Below are 17,271 nucleotides of genomic sequence, written 5' to 3' on the forward strand. Positions count from 1 at the left end.
ACATGGAGGTGAGCTTAATGCACAGTATCTTTATTAGCGGAGCAGCACAAGGAATCGGTGCTGCGGTTGCCAGCCTATTTTGCCGTGAAGATTACAAGGTTGGGATTTATGATCTGAATATTGACCTTGCCGAACAGCTGGCTGAACAGCTTGGTCCCAATGCTCACGCTGGCTTTCTGGATGTCGCCAGTTATGAATCCTGGCAAACAGCCTTACAGGATTTTGAAGCTTGGGCCAGCAAGATCAATATTCTGGTCAATAATGCCGGTATTCTTTATTCAGGGAATTTTGAAAAAACATCGATTGCAGCACACCACCGTACGGTCGATATCAATATTAAAGGTGTCATCAATGGCTGTCATGCCGCTTTTCCTTTTCTGGAACGCGCGGCTTTTGCCCGGGTGATTAACCTATCCTCTGCTTCCGCAATCTATGGTCAGGCCGATCTCGCTTCTTATGCGGCCAGTAAATTTGCTGTACGCGGATTAACTGAAAGCCTGGATACCGAATGGCATAAACATGGCATTCGGGTCATGGATGTAATGCCTCTGTTTGTGAATACTGCAATGGTTCAGGATATGCAGGCAGAAAGTATTAAGAAAATGGGCGTACATCTGAGTGCGGAAGACGTGGCTCAGGATATTTTAAAACTGGTACAACGTAAGGACAATTTACTGCTTCCTACTCATCAGCCCGTCGGCCTTAAAAGCCAGTTCTTATACCACCTGTCACGTTTAAGTCCGCAGTTTGTCAATCGTATGAGTAATCTGCTGATTGCTCGGAAATCCTGATTATTAGCACTTTTTTATCATCTAGGATGTTGGTAAATCTGAATTTGTGGAAAAGCAAAACCACGGCAGGACTGCTCTGCCTGCCATGCTACGCTGAGCATGCAATTCCCAACCCGGTAATTCTGATAGGCATAAATTCCCAGCTGATCTAGAGAACACATACCACCATCCTGCTCCGGATGTACCTGAGTATTCAGTTCATTCAAATTGATACGAATTCCCAAGCCATTAGCTTTAAGTACCGCCTCTTTGGTGGTCCAGACTTTAAACCAGTATTCAGGATCGCAATCCAGTGATTGCCATATCTTCAATTCTTCAGGATGAAAAGCATGTTCTGCCAGCGCTTGAAAACGCACCTTTCGACTCAGCTCTTCAATATCTACACCGATCTGTAGCATACGATGGCTCATAGCCATGGCATAGAAGTTCTGGCTATGCGTATGGTTAAAGCTGAAGTCTGGATGCTCTTGAAAATAAGGCTTACCAAAATCAGTACGGACAATATCTTGATCATTTACTTCAAGCTCAAAATACTGAGATAGACAATGGTTACGCAATTGTGCGACTTCAAGTTTGCGAGCAGCAATCTGTGCCCTGCGATCCATGCCTAAGTTACTCAGCGGCGCCAGCGGATATACATTTATTTGAATCTGTCTGGCCACAATTGCCTTTCACATACCTTTGGATTAAACCTAATTGTAAAAGAGTTGCTATCGCTTTGACTATGCTCTCAATCAGCAAAATTATATAGCCACAAAAAAGCCTGCATATGCAGGCTTTTTTATTTCATTCAAATACAACTTAACCGCGTTTGAATTTTTTCTCGGCTTTCTTGAATTTCTGAACATAACGACGTTTACGTGCCGCAGTACGTTCATCAATTTGCGACTTACGACCTTCGAACGGATTCTCAGAGGTCTTAAATTCGATTTTTACTGGCGTACCTTCAAGTTTATAAACTTTACGGAACACATTTTCCAGGTAGCGACGGTAGTCCGCAGGTGTCTTATCTACCTTGTTACCATGAATCACAATCGTAGGTGGGTTTTGACCGCCAATATGCGCATAACGCATCTTGATACGACGACCTTGAACCATTGGCGGCTGATGCGCCTCAGTGGCATCTTGCAAAATCTGAGTAATTTTTGCCGGAGATACTTTCAGGTGCGAAGAATCATAAGCACGGTGAATTGAAGGATAAAGCTCACCGACGCCTGTACCATGCAATGCAGAGATCAAGTGGATTTTCGCCCATGGAATAAAGTCAAAACGACGTTCCACATCTAGCTTACACTGTTTACGATCATACTCGGACATGTTGTCCCATTTATTGATCGCAATCACCATGGCACGACCTGCTTCAATCGCATAACCGATCAAGTGCAAGTCTTGCTCTACAATACCTTCACGTGCATCAACAACCACCACAACCACATGCGCGTCTTTCATCGCCTGTAAAGTTTTCACGATTGAGAACTTCTCAATCATTTCATCCACTTTACCTTTACGACGTACACCTGCAGTGTCGATCAAAGTGTATTGACGGCCATCGCGCTCAAATGGAATATAAATTGAGTCACGTGTTGTACCTGGTTGGTCAAATGCCACGACACGGTCTTCACCCAATAAGCGGTTAACCAGTGTCGATTTACCCACGTTTGGACGACCAATAATCGCTAAACGTAAACCGGTGTTTTTATCGTGTTCTTCTTGAGACTCATCTTCAGGCACGTCTTGTAAAACGTCCTCAAGCATTTGTTGTACACCACGGCCATGGCTTGCAGCCACTTGCATTGGTTCGCCCATACCGAGTTTATAGAACTCGACCAGCGCGGCTTCCGCATGCACACCATCAACCTTATTCGCAACAAGGAAGACTTTTTTACCTAAAGTACGCAGTTCACGAGCAATCTGCTCATCAGATGCTAAAAGGCCAGCACGGGCATCCACCACGAAGATAATAATATCGGCTTCATTGATCGCAGTTTTTGACTGTTCTGCCATGTAGGAGTCAATGCCACCTTCATTTTCGCCAATACCGCCGGTATCAACCACAATGAAAGATTTGTTTTGGAATACTGCATCGCCATATTTACGGTCGCGTGTCAGACCTGCAAAGTCTGCCACCAATGCATCACGGCTCTTGGTTATCTGGTTAAACAGAGTTGATTTTCCGACGTTCGGACGACCAATGAGCGCAATTACGGGTTTCATAGATTAACCTTTATTCAATATCAGGCTGTCTAAAAATGGCCTGAACATCAGAAAGTTTTGGAAGAAAATGGGAATAGGATTAAAGCCTAAAATAAATAAAAACACGGGGCATTGAACATTCAATCACCCCGCGCAAAAAATACGGTTGGCTTATTTTAGCATAAGCCACAGAAAAATTAACGATTCTGCCAGATACTGTAAGCACCTTTACGTGTCGATACATAGAGCTGGTTGTCGATCACACGCAGTGTGCGAACTTCACCAGAAGTTTTAGAACGACCAATAATCTGTCCAGTTGATGGATCAATTAGGTGTAATACACCATCCAGGTCACCGACGACCAGATCACCACCCAGCATTACCGGGTTGCTCAGCTGACGGTTTAACAGCTGGTCATTTTCCCAGAGTTTCTGGCCAGAGGTAATTTCATACGCGGTGATTTTACCATCAGTCTGGGCAACAAAGACACCATTACCGACCACTTCTGGACGTTGGATACTACTAGCATCTTCACTCCAGATCACCTGTTGTGAAGCCAGATCCAGTACAGTCACCTGACCTTGATAGCTTGTGGTTACTACAAACTGACCAGCTACGACTGGTTCACCATCAATATCATTCAAACGTTGGATGTCAGAACGGCCATCAGACACGGCTACACGGCGCTGCATTTTTGGCACACCAGTCACTGCATCTAGGGCATAAATATAACCATTCGCCGAAGAAATCAACACATGACGTGGGTCAAGTGCGACTGGCGCTGCCATACCACGGAGGCTGAATTGTACATTAGGTAGCTTATAAGTCCACACTTGTTTACCAGTGCTGACTTCATGAGCAAAGACCATACCGTCATTTGCCACAGTAATCACACGGTCTGCATGCACTAAAGATGGTGCAATAATAGCACCCGACAATTGCGCTGCCCAACGTTGTTCACCCGTCTGCTGATCTAAAGCAAACAGTTGACCTTTGGTATTCCCAGCAATCACCAAACCAGAAGCTGCTTCAACACCTGCGCTTAGGCCTTCCTTAGTGATTTTTTTCTGCCATAGACGTTGCTTGCCTTGATAAGCAGAAATTTCACCATTTGGATTGATGGCAAAAACAACACCATTGTCTACATCAAGACGTAAACGTAATGGATCTGCTTCATCTGTAGAAGAAACACTGTTAGAAAATACAGAAACCAGTGATTTTGCCTGTGCAAGTTTCGGTAGTGGATTTGGCTTGGCTTCTTCCACTTTAATAGTTTTACCCGCACAACCCGCCAGGGCAAGGGTTAAGACTGTTAAGGCACAGGTGAGTTTGTATTTTCTATTCATTCAGTTTCTTCCACTTGTGTATCTATAATCGGGCGTTCAATTTCAGGATCATCGACCAATACGCCAACACTTTCTAGTTTAATTTGTAAAATCTGACGTTCTTCTTTGCGTTCTACCAAAGCATCCCATGCACTTTGATACACTTTCTTGGCATTTTCAATATCATTTTTGGCAACATAGATATCACCACGTGCTTCATCTGCAGTTGCTTTAAAAGCAGGTTCAGTGACCGCTTCCAAAGTTTTCAGTGCTGCATCATATTTTTTCTGTGCCAGCTGAGCATAAGCCAGACGCAATTTAACCACCTGCACCAGACCCGCATCATCCACCTTAGAGTTTTCGACTTTCTTCAGTGCACGTTCAGCTGCCGCATAATCTTCTTTGTCATACGCCAGCTTTGCCATCACCAGCTGAGTCTGAATCGCTTGCGCTGAATCCGGGGCTTCTTTGACAATCTTATCCGCAGTATCAGACAGTTTAGCAAATGCGTCGCCCTGTGTAGAACGCGCATCATCCATTAACTGCTGTACCTTGGCGGTTTGCTTTTGCGACTCCGCCAGGTTTTTCTTCTGCCAATATTCCCATCCGAAAAAGGCAATCAGCGCAACCAGAATCCCGGTAATGATTGAAGAACCATACTTCTTCGTGAAGGATTTCAAACTTTCAAGTTGATCATCACCATCAATTGCGCTCATGTGATTACCCCGTTCCTAATGTCTTATTGATTATTTTGAAGAAATTTTAGCTGTAAAGAATGCCACAAAATCAGCAAATGGCACATCCGATTGCTCTGCCGTTGCCAGCTCTTTTACGGTAAAAGTCTGTGCTTCAAGTTCGCGCTCACCGATGATCGCAGCATAGATCGCACCAGACTGGTCTGCCTTTTTCATTTGCGATTTCATTGAACCTTGTGAGCCCACTTTCAGACGAATTGTGCTGCCTGCAGCTTCTAACTGGTCACGGATCTGTTCAGCCAGCACCAGTGCCTTACCTTGAGAAGCAGGATCTGCCACCAGGAACACTTCACAATCACGTACTGGCGTATTGTCTTCTACTTGCTCAAGTAGAAGCAGTAAACGCTCCATACCCATTGCAAAACCAACCGCAGGTACAGACTGCTCGGCTTTACCTTTTAGCTGACCAACCAAGCCATCGTAACGGCCGCCGGCACATACCGTACCTTGTGAACCCAAGTGGGTGGTCGTCCATTCAAATACAGTTTTGTTGTAATAATCCAGACCACGCACCAGTTTCTGATTAATGACAAAGCTCACGCCTGCATCAGTCAGGTATTGCTGCAACTGGTTAAAGTGCGCCAGTGTGTCTTCACCCATAAAATCATGAAGTTTTGGCGCATTTTCTAGGATACTTTGAGTTTTGGCATCTTTAGAATCCAGAATACGCAGTGGATTCGTGGTCAAACGACGTTGAGAATCTTCATCCAGATCAGCTTTATGCGCTTGCAGAAAATCTACCAATGCCGCACGGTAATTTGCTCGCTCTTCAGATTCACCGAGTGTGTTCAGCTCAAGTTGAACCTTATCGGCAACACCCATACGTTTCCATAGACGTGCAGTCATCAGAATCAGTTCAGCATCTTGATCTGGCGTAGCCACACCAAAAGTTTCCACGCCAAACTGGTGGAACTGACGATAACGACCTTTCTGTGGTTTTTCATAACGGAACATTGGCCCGATATACCACACTTTCGGCGTTGCACCACGTAGTAGGTTATGTTCAAGCATGGCACGTACACAACCCGCCGTGCCTTCAGGACGTAGGGTCAAAGACTCAGGTGGATTACCTTTGTCCAGGAATGTGTACATTTCTTTTTCAACGATATCCGTTGCATCACCGATCGAACGTTTGAACAGATTGGTCTGTTCAACGATTGGCAAACGAATTTGTTGATAACCATAGGCATCCATTAGACCTGATAGATGCTGTTCAAGACGTCTCCAAGCTGGGGTTTGCGTTGGGAGAATGTCATTAAAACCTTTGATTGCGACGATTGAACTCATGATTTACTCAGGAAAACTTGTACGAATAATTTCTTTAGATTTAGCTTCTTCAAGCTCAATAACACGTTGACGAACCATAGCTTCGATTTCGTCAACGAGTTGATTGGTATCAATTAAGTGACTCTTTTCGCCATTACGATACACCAGTGAACGTGGACTTGCACCTACAACACCAATGTCCGCTTCTTTGGCTTCACCCGGACCATTCACTTTACAGCCAATCACAGATACATCCATTGGCGTACGGATATCTTCCAGGCGCTCCTCTAAAGACTGCATCACTTTAATCACATTAAATTCCTGACGTGAACAGCTTGGGCAGGCAATGAAGTTAATCCCATTAGAACGCAGACCGAGTGATTTCAGAATATCAAAACCGATCTTCACTTCTTCTTCAGGCTCAGCTGCCAGCGAAATACGCATGGTGTCACCAATACCTTCCATCAGCAGGCCACCCAAAGCAATCGCTGATTTCACCGAACCCGTACGATAAATACCAGCTTCAGTCACACCTAAGTGTAATGGATTATCAATCTGTTTCGATAAAAGACGATAAGCATCCATAGTCAGGAAAACATTTGATGCTTTCACCGACACTTTAAATTCATGGAAATCTAGGCGGTCTAAAATATCGATATGACGCATTGCTGACTCAAGCAGTGCCTCGCCAGTAGGCTCACCATATTTCTTCTGGATATCTTTTTCCAGTGAACCGGCATTCACACCGATACGCATGGAAATATCGTTATGGCGTGCAGCTGCCACCACCTCACGAATTTTGGCTTCTGAACCGATATTACCCGGGTTAATACGCAGACAGTCTGCGCCCAGATCAGCAACTGCCAAGGCAATCTTATAGTCGAAGTGAATATCCGCAACTAAAGGCACACTCACCTGCTTACGGATTTCACCGAACGCTGCTGCTGCTTCCATACTCGGTACAGAAACACGCATGATGTCAGCACCGGCATCTACACAACGCTGGATTTGTGCAACTGTTGCTGCGACATCGCAAGTTTCGGTATTTGTCATACTCTGGATGCTGATAGGCGCATCACCACCGACATAAACAGAACCAACACGAATTTTACGAGTTGGACGACGTTGAATCGGATTCACAATCATGGTTTGCTTCTACTCTCTTGCCATTAACGTGATAAACGGAATTCTGCTTTTCCGTTAACCGTATATGGTGACAATGAAATATTTTCGTTATTCAGGGTCAAAGTGACGGCGGTTGCATCATCAAGACGGATCTGGAATGGCGTTTCACCATTTAACTCTAATGTTGATGATTGACGACCAGTGGCCAGCACTTTATCTGTTGAATCCACAATATGAACTGAAGTAGGACGGCTAAATTCAAGTTTTAGCTGATCACCTGAGACAGCTGCGTTGGAATCCATATTAATAATTTCAACGTCTGATGCTTCAGTCATTACTTCTGGTTCTGCTTCAGAGCTACTATTGCTTGACCAGTTCTGAATCATCGCAACCAATAAGCCTAAAACGACTAATACCACTAATGCGATTAAACCGCGCTTCAACCATTTACGATTACGGTCACGATTAGACCCTGGCAATTTACCCATAATCTTGATTGGGGAATTATTCAGGGCATGATTTGGCAGCAGACCAGTATCATTGGCATAAATTTCATCAAAACGCTGAATGATATTCGATGCATCAACGCCCAGGAACTTCGCATAAGTACGATAATAACCCTTGATAAAGGTCGCTTCTGGCAAAGCTTTATAATCGTCCTGTTCCAGCGCAGTCAAAGTTTTGACTGGAATATTCAGCTCACTCTCGACATCTTCCAGCTCAAGTTTCTGATTGATCCGAATCTGGCGCAAGTACTCACCTGGACGTTGAACATTTCCTAACGCGTTTGGCGCTACGCTCGAATTATTCGATGGTGAATTAGGATTTACTTCCATACGGCCTCAGTACTGTACTGTAATTGCAAATAACGTTGGTATTCCGGGCTTTCAGGGAATAATGCGCGTAATTGATTCACCAATACTTGCATATCCATTTGATCACCCTCGGCACGCGCAGTACGAATGCCGATCCAAAGCGCACGAGCACCTTGGTTTTTCTGCCCCACTGAACGTACAAATTGTTGATACATATTCGACGCTGCTGGGAACTTCTGATTCAGATAAAAAATCTCTGTCAACTCTAACATTGAAACATAAGAATCGCGATTGGCTTGCAGGGCTTGTTTGAATGATTTTTCAGCATTTGTCAGATCACCCTGTTTCAGATAGATCCGCCCCATATTTTCAAGCGCACGGTAACGCTGATCATAGCCCAGCGTAGAACCTGCAATTGCAAATTGTTCAATCGCGTCATTATAACGTTCAAGTTGATATAAATAGGTGCCGTAATTGTTACGTGCCTGTGCATTTTTAGGTTCAGCGGAAATCGCTTTTTTAAAATAGCCTTCAGCTTTATCTAAATTAGCCTTACTGCCTTCCTGTTGCAGCAATACGCCCATCAGCATATTAGCCTGGGCATCACGTGAATTACTTTCAAGTGCCTGATCCAGCGCACGCTTGGCTGAATCCAGATCACCTGTTTTCAGATATTCAACCGCCAATTGGGTACGCACCTGAGTCGCTTTCTTAGGATCCTTTTTACCGAATTCTGCCGTTTGACAGGCAGATAGGGCTATAGAAACACACACTATTGAAATAAAAGCAATTTTAGATGTCATATTTCTCAATTGGCGACCTCTTCTTATCCTTGTGAGCGCATAATCTCATTGGATTGTGCAATTTTCTTCTTCCATTGTTCAGCACGGCGAGTACGGTCCGCAACTTGCCCCACTAATTGTCCACACGCTGCATCGATGTCATCACCACGTGTCTGACGAATCGTACACACAAAACCGGCATCAGACAAAGTTTTTTGGAAAGAAATAATGCGGTTACGGCTTGAACGACCATATGGCGCATGCGGGAACGGGTTAAATGGAATCAGATTAATTTTGCTCGGAAGATTCTTCAGCAATTTGATCATCTGCTGTGCATGTTCCGGCTTGTCGTTCACACCATCCAGCATTACATATTCAATGGTCACATGCTTACGTACACTTTCATTACCATCTTTGGTGATATAACGCTGACATGCCGCAATCAACTGCTCTAATGGATATTTTTTATTGATTGGCACAAGCTCATTACGTAACTCGTCATTTGGCGCATGTAGAGAAATCGCCAAAGCCACATCAATATCTTGAGCTAATTGATCAATCTTCGGTACCACGCCTGAAGTCGATAAAGTTACACGGCGTTTAGACATCCCATAAGCAAAATCATCTAGCATGATGCGCATTGAGTTCAATACGGCATCATAGTTGAGCAGTGGTTCGCCCATCCCCATCATTACCACGTTGGTTACTGAACGCTCACGCTCAGCTACTGGCACATCTTCCATGTAGGAATAGTTCGCCATCCAGAGCTGACCGATAATTTCAGCTTGGTTTAGATCACGTTGGAAACCTTGTTTACCGGTTGAACAGAATGAACAGTCCAGGGCACAGCCTACTTGTGAAGAAATACACAGGGTCTTACGTGAACCAGTTTTATCTTCTGCCGGAATCAGGACAGTTTCAACCAGAGAGCCATCACCATCACCGACACGGAACACCCATTTGCGGGTACCGTCTTTGGAATAGTTTTTATGCACCACTTCTGGCGCTTTAATTTCACAAATCTTTTCCAGTTTTTCACGCAGCTTGCCTGAGATATTGGTCATCTCGGCAAAATCAGTCACAAAATACTGATGAATCCATTTCATCACCTGACCGGCACGGAACTTCTTCTCGCCCATATCTTCGAAGAATTTTTCCATTTGCGGACGTGACATGCCTAGTAAGTTCACTTTTTCCACAGAATTTTGCTGTGCAGGAGTGGACGGAGATTGTTGCTGTGCATCAGAAACTGCTGATGTAGCGACCACTTCAGTACTCATGTGTATACCTAAACCATGTCTAAAGATGAAAGGAGAAGCTCAATATCTGAGCAAAGAATTATTCAGAGAATAAAAAAACCAGATAAGTATAATAACACTTATCTGGTTTGAATACTGCGTATTAACGAGTACGTGGAGCAATCTCAGTTTGCGCGAAGAAGTAGTTAATTTCGCGGTCAGCAGATGCTACAGAGTCAGAGCCGTGAGCAGCATTTTCGTCGATGCTTACAGCGAAGTCTGCACGGATTGTACCAGGAGCAGCTTCTTTAGGGTTAGTCGCGCCAAGGATGTCACGGTGAGCAAGAACAGCGTTTTCGCCTTCAAGAACTGAAACAACAACTGGACCAGAAGTCATGAATGCAACTAGGTCACCGAAGAAACCACGTTCTTTGTGCTCAGCGTAGAAGCCTTCAGCTTCAGCTTGAGTCAGGTGTTTCATTTTAGTCGCAACGATTTTAAGACCTGCTTTTTCGAAACGAGCAAAGATGTCACCGATGTGGTTTTTAGCAACTGCGTCTGGTTTTACGATAGATAATGTACGTTCAATAGCCATGATTGGCTCCTTAAGTCAATTGTTGACATGAAAATTTGCCGCATTATACCGAATAATGGACTTTTTTCTGCCTTTAAACTGTAAAAAAATTGCTTTTTTCAATTGGCAATTAACGTGCTTCGTCAATCCATGCCATTTGAATGGCTTCCAGAAGCCCTTCGGTTGATTTGGTTGGATCGTCTTCAAAATCAGGAAGTGCACATACCCAGGCATGCAGGTCGGTAAAGCGAACCCATTGCGGATCCACGTCTGGATGCGCTTCATACAATTCAATCGCGATATCGAGGGTATCTGTCCAACGTAAACCCATGTCTATTCCTAAGCCTATTTACTGTGATGTAGTACTTTAGCAAATCTGCAAAATTCTGCGAGTCTTTGCCGGATCATCTCGTGATTTTTTACAACATGATATTAAAAAAAGGTGCCGTAAATACAATCATGGTGGCTACCAGCGCACCCAATATGGCCCCTACCGCTACATCACTCGGATAATGCAAGCCTAAAACCATTCGGGAGATCGCGACCAATAAAGTAAAAGGCAGCATCAAAATCAGTAACGCGGGAACAGCATAGCCTAACATTGTTGTTGCCATAACCGCATGTAAGGTATGTCCTGACGGAAAACTATAATAATCTAAAGGATCATCTCCTAAACGAATAAGTTGATGTACCTGATAGGGTCGAGGACGTACAGTTTTAGTTTTTAGTACCTTGTAAATTACCGTACCCATTGTACTTCCCACTATTAAATACAACATTTGCAGGCTATATAATAAACCTTGTAGTAACCAGGCAACTATAATCATGACATACCAAAAGATACCATTCCCAAGCCGACTAATTATTTTAAAGAAAATAGCCACTCGCCCGGAATGTGAGAGATGATTCAGCACCATGCAACCATTTAAATCCATCTCCATTAATTTTTGTTTTGCATGATGGAATTTCACCGTTTGGCTTCCTGTATTATTTTTAGTTCATTTTATCTTTTCTTAGCTAATAAATTATTTCAGATCAAATTTAGAAATTAATATCGACTGAAATCTGGTCAGTATACGTACCTGCTGGAACACCACTTAAAGGGTTATCAATCAATTGCACTGCAATAATATATTTTTGACGTTGCGCAGCACCTTGATTAAGAGGCACGCCCCACAGATTATTATTTGCTCCACTTAAATGTAATTTAGTCCGAAGTCTTTCAGGTCCATTAGATACAAAACTCATACCATCTGCACTCATTAAATTTCGGCTATTAAATAGTATGGAATAACTCTTATCACATGAAATATTAAAGGATGTTGCTGCCTGACTACGCTGATAATTTTGTAAGCGTAGCTCTCCATTACTAAAACCATCAATTGAGCAGTATTGTGCAGTGGCTAACGAACTCATGCTCAGTATAGATAAAAAGAAAAATAACTTTTTCATTGTTTTACTCCTACTTACATATAGCTTCTAGAACCTGGCTGCTAGCATTCTGGAACTGAGTATTATTGAGGTTAAATTGCCCTTGGCAGTATTGTCCTCCTTGAGTTTTAACTTTCAGGTTATATATACCCGGTTTAAATAAATACAAATAAACTAGACCTTGACTGTCTACATAAGAAGGCTCTTCACTAAGTCCTTCTATAAATACTTCAGATCCCGCAACAAGATTGTTTTGCTGTATATCTTTAAGTCTAAGTGCAATACGTTTAGTTTTATGAATAGGGAAATCCAGTCGATATCCACGTTGATCCAATCCCACTATTTCCTTAGAAGAACGATCAAAAGTTTCATCCATCGCAAGCTGATTGTGATCAAAAGAAATATCATAATGAATATAAGGAATAATATTATGTACAAACATATATCCCTTATTATTTGTACTTCCAGCCCGTGTACCAGAACGATAAATATCAAGATCAGGATGCTTATCAGCATTCACTAATACAAATGCATTATCTGCATATTTCGTTAAAGAAACTTTACTACCTAACCATACCAATGCACCCTCAAATGATGCTTGAGAATATCGACGATCTTCAAATTCATCATGGGAAAGTTGTAGATTACCTATACTCGTTTTCCATAAACCATAAGCATTATAATTAAATTCTTCATCTCGATGATTTACTCCAACTACGTAATCAAAACCATTTTGTGTCATAGTTCGATGCGCATAACTTAAACTGGTTTCATTATCAGCAGTGTCATGATCTAAAGAAACCCGCCCTTTTTCTCCCCAATTATAATAAAAAGCAATATTAAAGCCTTGATCTCCATCTTGACCAAAATCTTTATAATAGCCAAAGTCTGTAAATAAATTTCTTGTTAAGCTCTTGGTCGCGCGGACATCTAAAAGTTTACGATCTTCCCTAAGCGTACCATCTTCATTGTTATAATAAGATTGAAAAATATAATTAAAACCTAAACCATCAATAATTTTCAGATTAGTAAGGTTAAAATATAAAATATTTGAAGACTCAATATTTGACTCATATGTATCAGAGTCTAAGTATTCATACTTTTCAGTAAAATATCGTCCATTTAAACCGAAAGCCCAATTTTTGGAATCACGGCTGATACCAATTGCCGCTGCATACCCCTGTTCATTGATTTCTTTTGACTGACTAGCTGAGACAGCTGTATCTAAAAGGAAATATTTACTGATCCCTTGCGTCCATAATAAATCTACATTACTCACATTTTCATTATAAAGTAGGTCTGTTCCTAAAGTTGTAGATGCTGTCATCCCTCGACGAAAATAAAATTTACCAAAGAAATCTCGATAATCATCATCCGCCACATCATAGTTATAACGTAATTTTCCTACTGATAAGTTATATTCATTGAGTTTTGGCTTTAATAATCGGCTGTTAATATAAACTGGAAAACTCCGTACAGTACGATTTCCTAAAATATCCTCTACTACAATCTGAGCATTACCAGCCTGATTAACAATCGCTCCACCTGGTAAATTATAATTACCTGGTGTCACAGAATCTCGATATAGCCTGACACCATTAATAAAAAGATCGACAGTAGATGGTAGACTAGCGCTACCATTCAAGGCGGGAATATTCCAATAAACAAAATCTGGCCGTTCTATATAATTTGTTCCAAAACTTAAGCCGCCAAAACGAAAAGAATTATTCAGTAAACTATATGAGCTAGTCGTATCCCCTAAGGTTAGTTTTAAGAAATTTTTAGGGAAATCTACATCCAAGGTACTATTAACACGTAAAAGTTGCTGCTCTACCTCTTCTGGATCATTCCGGTAAAGAAAAGCATTTTTAAATAGCCAATAATCGTTAAATATTCCTAATTCTGAGAAAGTATTAAATTCTTGATGCTCCTCGTCCTTACCATAAAACAAACTATAATTAATAAAGCCTCCAAAATTTGCTTTTTCTGGACTTTCTATCGATAGTTCGTAATCGGTTCCTTCAAAGTAATCTGCGGGTAAAAAAACTTTAATTGCTTGAAGACTATAATCATCTTCTATTTGAATATTTGGCTGAGTTAATAGGCAAAAACTATTTTTCGCTGAGTGTCTTGGGATTTTCTCAATACGAATCCCAATGTCGTGTAAGGCTTCACATTCAACAAATCTATTTTCCCCCTCAGAAAAAGTAATTGTTTCAGTATTATAATCCACTCCATTGATCCAAATATTGACAATAAGTTGTTCAGACTTTTCTGTCTGAACGGGTTCTTGGACAGCTTCCGCATTTGTATTTGTTACCCCTATACCACATGCGATCACTAAAAGAAGTTTTGTGGCTTTCATAGCACTATCCTTTTACTACTTTTTATTATTGGATCAACTCATTAACTTTTCACAGGAAACTCTATATATCCAGCCTCATCTAACTTGATTTTTAGTTTTACTGCATTACCTGTTTTCATTTCCCTCAATTCAAATTTAACCTTATTCCCACTTAACACATAAAGAGCAACATCTTGTCGCAATAATTCATTATTTTTATCATCCAAAACAATTACTTCAGTTATTTTTGCAAAAGAATTTGCAGTGTTTTTTATATTCAGATAAGTTAAGTTATTAGTTTTTTGTAAATCAACATTTAATTTAGGGGGAGTTACTGTTCCAGCAAAGAGTGGTAAAGAAAAATTAAATAAAAAATTAATCGTAGATTTATCCTTGATCGGGGTAATTTCTTTAAAAACGACTCTCCATGCTTGTTGTTGATTCAAATTAATAGGTGGTTGGCTAAAACCAATACGTACTATTTGTTTACTTTCCGGTTTAAGCTCAAATATTTTTGGATTGAATAAAAGTGTATTATCTTCGACTAGGATATCGTTTCCTGATTCATCCTGCTGCCATTTAAATGCATTAATTTCAAAAATTTTAGAAGATGACAACCCGGTGCTTTCAATATTTACTGTAGTACTTTTTTGTTTTTTAAAATTCTGTATATTTAATTGAATAGGATTAAACTTAATTCCTGCAGACAGTGACATACTACATAGAAATACTATCAGAAATCCTATTATTTTTTTATTCATTATAAACTCCAAAATATTAGATTTAATTATTAATTTTTAAATATTAAAGTAGGAGATGCTTAACACATCTCCTAATTATTCAATTATTATTTAAAAGTAATTTTTCTTTTTTTAGAATCGAACTGCTACTGTATATATACCTGAGTAAAGACCAGCATCTGCTTCAGCATAATTAGTACCTGAGACTGTTGCAGTTACATTAAATCTTTGATCAGCATTACGAGTGCTTGCGAATGTTGTATTGCCACGAACCTCACCTCTAGCTCCTGCTTGTCGTGTAGTAACATCTACTGGCACTCTCGCACCAGCTGGACCAGTTAAATTTCTTGGTGCAGAAATATCTAAGCGATAAGGAGCATTAGTCCGCACAGTGAAAGAACCGGTATCCGTCCAATTACCGTTCCGCTCTGTAAGAGTTAGAGTTTCATCAAGAATATCCAAGTCACAATGACGCGGCACATCTAAAAGAATTTTGATTTTACCATCACATTTATCACCACAACTACTTTTACCTGGTTTATGTGGTTTGTTTGGTCCTTTTCCATGATCATCGCCTGCATAAACACTTGCTGATCCTAAGCCAACCACTAAAGATGCTAATGCTGCAAAAATTATTTTATTCATATTTTTCTCCATTCTTTTAAAAAGAATATAAATATTTATTTCGAAGAACGGTTAATGCAAAACTCTTTATTATTATGAGTGCAGCCACCTAACCGTAGGCTTATCTTATTATTTTTAGTTTCAAAACATATAAACGTGACACTATTCACAATACATTGTATTTTTATTTAACAAACACACACAAACACTATATTACATTGTATTTTAATACTTTAATTGGATTACATTACTTAATAAAGCAACCACTCCCTTAAAATGACATAAATTAATATTCAATTAAATTAACTTTTTTTTAAAATCCATAAAACAAGTTATTGTTTTATAAAAATTAATTTTAAATAGAAATAAAAAAATCTTCTCAAGAAAATTTACAAAAACTTACAATTTAAAATCTAATATTTTAAAATAAAATTATCAAACCTTTTATTTTTATTATTTTTCATTAATTTGCATTCTGCTTCTCAAAAATAAAAAACTAATAATTAAATTAATTAATTTAAAAACAATAACTTAATATATTATTTTTCATTCTTTTAATGTTTGTATCAAAATTGATTACTTTTATTTCTTTTACCTTATCTTTTTTTTAAACTTTAAATTTTATTTCACTTTTACACAATCAATATCACACCTATTAATAATTTAGCTCCTTTTTAAAATGATATATTATTTAACTTAATAATCTATATTTAACAAATAATTTATATCTATTATATTATCTACATATGCCATATAGTGAGCTATAAATACCAAACTAAATATAAATAGAATAAAAAAATCTCCACCCTCTACTCTATTTTTAATATTTTAACTATATCAATTAAGCTCTATATACTGCTTTAATAAAAAATATTAAATTTAAAATCAAAACTTTAAATTACTTAAAGAAGAATAAAACATTAATTCCCTTAAAATAACTTATGTATGTAAATAATCCTTATTCTTATATCTTGGTCAGGTGAATAAGAAATTAATTTCTCTCTACATCAACGATTTTGTTCGCTTGAATCCAAGGCATGAGCGAATTCATAGCACTGCTTTGAATGAGGCGCAAGGAATGAAAAGCACTGCTTTACCATTTTTGAGGTACGTACTATCAAATGAAATGATTCGAGAGACTAATTTTTTTACTTAGATCTAAAGTATGAGAAGACTCAAAATACTGTTTTAAGTGAAGCACAAGGAAAGAAAGCCTGCTTTCCTTTTCTTTGAAGCAATCCCCCTACCAAGTCAACTGCTTTTATAAC

The 17,271-nt window shown here is 39.9% G+C and carries 17 protein-coding genes; 1 reads left to right on the forward strand and 16 read right to left on the reverse strand.

Features of this window, described 5'->3' with window-relative positions; translation table 11 throughout:
* Positions 1-17: 17 nt before the first annotated feature.
* Positions 18-791, forward strand: a complete 774-nt coding sequence (locus BS636_RS02910; RefSeq protein WP_099337433.1) for an SDR family oxidoreductase — start codon at positions 18-20, stop codon at positions 789-791.
* Between the two features lie 17 nt (positions 792-808).
* On the opposite strand, the gene BS636_RS02915 is transcribed toward BS636_RS02910, so the two are convergent.
* The 16 genes from BS636_RS02915 to BS636_RS02990 form a co-directional block, all read right to left on the reverse strand.
* Positions 809-1,453: a 4'-phosphopantetheinyl transferase family protein gene (locus tag BS636_RS02915; RefSeq protein ID WP_228206927.1), complete on the reverse strand. Its 645-nt coding sequence runs from the start codon at positions 1,451-1,453 to the stop codon at positions 809-811.
* A 139-nt stretch (positions 1,454-1,592) separates the two neighbouring features.
* Complete coding sequence (der, locus tag BS636_RS02920) at positions 1,593-3,005, reverse strand: ribosome biogenesis GTPase Der (RefSeq protein WP_099337434.1); 1,413 nt, start codon at positions 3,003-3,005, stop codon at positions 1,593-1,595.
* Between the two features lie 176 nt (positions 3,006-3,181).
* On the reverse strand, positions 3,182-4,330 hold the full coding sequence (gene bamB / locus BS636_RS02925) for an outer membrane protein assembly factor BamB (protein WP_099337435.1): 1,149 nt from the start codon (positions 4,328-4,330) through the stop codon (positions 3,182-3,184).
* Positions 4,327-5,025 (reverse strand): YfgM family protein, encoded by a 699-nt coding sequence (locus BS636_RS02930; protein ID WP_099337436.1) that lies wholly within the window; start codon positions 5,023-5,025, stop codon positions 4,327-4,329. The genes bamB and BS636_RS02930 overlap by 4 nt, the downstream gene beginning before the upstream one ends.
* Positions 5,026-5,055: 30 nt before the next feature.
* Positions 5,056-6,351 (reverse strand): histidine--tRNA ligase, encoded by a 1,296-nt coding sequence (hisS, locus tag BS636_RS02935; protein WP_099337437.1) that lies wholly within the window; start codon positions 6,349-6,351, stop codon positions 5,056-5,058.
* Between the two features lie 3 nt (positions 6,352-6,354).
* Positions 6,355-7,476, reverse strand: a complete 1,122-nt coding sequence (gene ispG, locus BS636_RS02940; protein WP_099337438.1) for a flavodoxin-dependent (E)-4-hydroxy-3-methylbut-2-enyl-diphosphate synthase — start codon at positions 7,474-7,476, stop codon at positions 6,355-6,357.
* 23 nt (positions 7,477-7,499) lie between these two features.
* On the reverse strand, positions 7,500-8,291 hold the full coding sequence (locus BS636_RS02945) for a helix-turn-helix domain-containing protein (RefSeq protein ID WP_099337439.1): 792 nt from the start codon (positions 8,289-8,291) through the stop codon (positions 7,500-7,502).
* Positions 8,282-9,073 (reverse strand): type IV pilus biogenesis/stability protein PilW, encoded by a 792-nt coding sequence (pilW, locus tag BS636_RS02950; protein WP_213064231.1) that lies wholly within the window; start codon positions 9,071-9,073, stop codon positions 8,282-8,284. Before pilW ends, BS636_RS02945 begins: the two co-directional genes overlap by 10 nt.
* A gap of 23 nt (positions 9,074-9,096) precedes the next feature.
* Positions 9,097-10,332: a 23S rRNA (adenine(2503)-C(2))-methyltransferase RlmN gene (gene rlmN / locus BS636_RS02955; RefSeq protein ID WP_099337441.1), complete on the reverse strand. Its 1,236-nt coding sequence runs from the start codon at positions 10,330-10,332 to the stop codon at positions 9,097-9,099.
* Positions 10,333-10,453: 121 nt separating this feature from the next.
* Positions 10,454-10,885, reverse strand: a complete 432-nt coding sequence (gene ndk, locus BS636_RS02960) for a nucleoside-diphosphate kinase (protein WP_004782097.1) — start codon at positions 10,883-10,885, stop codon at positions 10,454-10,456.
* Positions 10,886-10,994: 109 nt separating this feature from the next.
* On the reverse strand, positions 10,995-11,195 hold the full coding sequence (iscX, locus tag BS636_RS02965; protein ID WP_005232138.1) for a Fe-S cluster assembly protein IscX: 201 nt from the start codon (positions 11,193-11,195) through the stop codon (positions 10,995-10,997).
* 88 nt (positions 11,196-11,283) lie between these two features.
* A complete protein-coding gene (locus tag BS636_RS02970) occupies positions 11,284-11,835 on the reverse strand; it encodes a phosphatase PAP2 family protein (RefSeq protein ID WP_099337442.1) in 552 nt (183 codons plus the stop codon).
* Between the two features lie 70 nt (positions 11,836-11,905).
* Positions 11,906-12,316 carry a hypothetical protein gene (locus BS636_RS02975; protein ID WP_099337443.1) on the reverse strand — a complete coding sequence of 137 codons (411 nt, stop codon included), beginning with the start codon at positions 12,314-12,316 and terminating at the stop codon, positions 11,906-11,908.
* Positions 12,317-12,326: 10 nt separating this feature from the next.
* Positions 12,327-14,660 carry a fimbria/pilus outer membrane usher protein gene (locus BS636_RS02980; RefSeq protein WP_099337444.1) on the reverse strand — a complete coding sequence of 778 codons (2,334 nt, stop codon included), beginning with the start codon at positions 14,658-14,660 and terminating at the stop codon, positions 12,327-12,329.
* A 41-nt stretch (positions 14,661-14,701) separates the two neighbouring features.
* Entirely contained in the window at positions 14,702-15,400 is a 699-nt protein-coding gene (locus BS636_RS02985) for a molecular chaperone (RefSeq protein WP_099337445.1), read from the reverse strand.
* A 111-nt stretch (positions 15,401-15,511) separates the two neighbouring features.
* Positions 15,512-16,024, reverse strand: coding sequence for a hypothetical protein (locus BS636_RS02990; protein WP_099337446.1), 513 nt, complete (start codon positions 16,022-16,024; stop codon positions 15,512-15,514).
* Between the last annotated feature and the right edge of the window lie 1,247 nt (positions 16,025-17,271).

Source organism: Acinetobacter sp. LoGeW2-3 (assembly GCF_002688565.1).
Classification (GTDB): Bacteria; Pseudomonadota; Gammaproteobacteria; order Pseudomonadales; family Moraxellaceae; genus Acinetobacter.

What these genes read in the sequence shown, in the direction of transcription:
- BS636_RS02910 (WP_099337433.1), top strand. Translation starts at nt 18, where the DNA reads ATGCACAGTATCTTTATTAGCGGAGCAGCACAAGGAATCGGTGCTGCG.
- der (WP_099337434.1), bottom strand. Translation starts at nt 3,005, where the DNA reads ATGAAACCCGTAATTGCGCTCATTGGTCGTCCGAACGTCGGAAAATCA.
- bamB (WP_099337435.1), bottom strand. Translation starts at nt 4,330, where the DNA reads ATGAATAGAAAATACAAACTCACCTGTGCCTTAACAGTCTTAACCCTT.
- BS636_RS02930 (WP_099337436.1), bottom strand. Translation starts at nt 5,025, where the DNA reads ATGAGCGCAATTGATGGTGATGATCAACTTGAAAGTTTGAAATCCTTC.
- hisS (WP_099337437.1), bottom strand. Translation starts at nt 6,351, where the DNA reads ATGAGTTCAATCGTCGCAATCAAAGGTTTTAATGACATTCTCCCAACG.
- ispG (WP_099337438.1), bottom strand. Translation starts at nt 7,476, where the DNA reads ATGATTGTGAATCCGATTCAACGTCGTCCAACTCGTAAAATTCGTGTT.
- BS636_RS02945 (WP_099337439.1), bottom strand. Translation starts at nt 8,291, where the DNA reads ATGGAAGTAAATCCTAATTCACCATCGAATAATTCGAGCGTAGCGCCA.
- pilW (WP_213064231.1), bottom strand. Translation starts at nt 9,073, where the DNA reads ATGACATCTAAAATTGCTTTTATTTCAATAGTGTGTGTTTCTATAGCC.
- rlmN (WP_099337441.1), bottom strand. Translation starts at nt 10,332, where the DNA reads ATGAGTACTGAAGTGGTCGCTACATCAGCAGTTTCTGATGCACAGCAA.
- ndk (WP_004782097.1), bottom strand. Translation starts at nt 10,885, where the DNA reads ATGGCTATTGAACGTACATTATCTATCGTAAAACCAGACGCAGTTGCT.
- iscX (WP_005232138.1), bottom strand. Translation starts at nt 11,195, where the DNA reads ATGGGTTTACGTTGGACAGATACCCTCGATATCGCGATTGAATTGTAT.
- BS636_RS02975 (WP_099337443.1), bottom strand. Translation starts at nt 12,316, where the DNA reads ATGAAAAAGTTATTTTTCTTTTTATCTATACTGAGCATGAGTTCGTTA.
- BS636_RS02980 (WP_099337444.1), bottom strand. Translation starts at nt 14,660, where the DNA reads ATGAAAGCCACAAAACTTCTTTTAGTGATCGCATGTGGTATAGGGGTA.
- BS636_RS02985 (WP_099337445.1), bottom strand. Translation starts at nt 15,400, where the DNA reads ATGAATAAAAAAATAATAGGATTTCTGATAGTATTTCTATGTAGTATG.
- BS636_RS02990 (WP_099337446.1), bottom strand. Translation starts at nt 16,024, where the DNA reads ATGAATAAAATAATTTTTGCAGCATTAGCATCTTTAGTGGTTGGCTTA.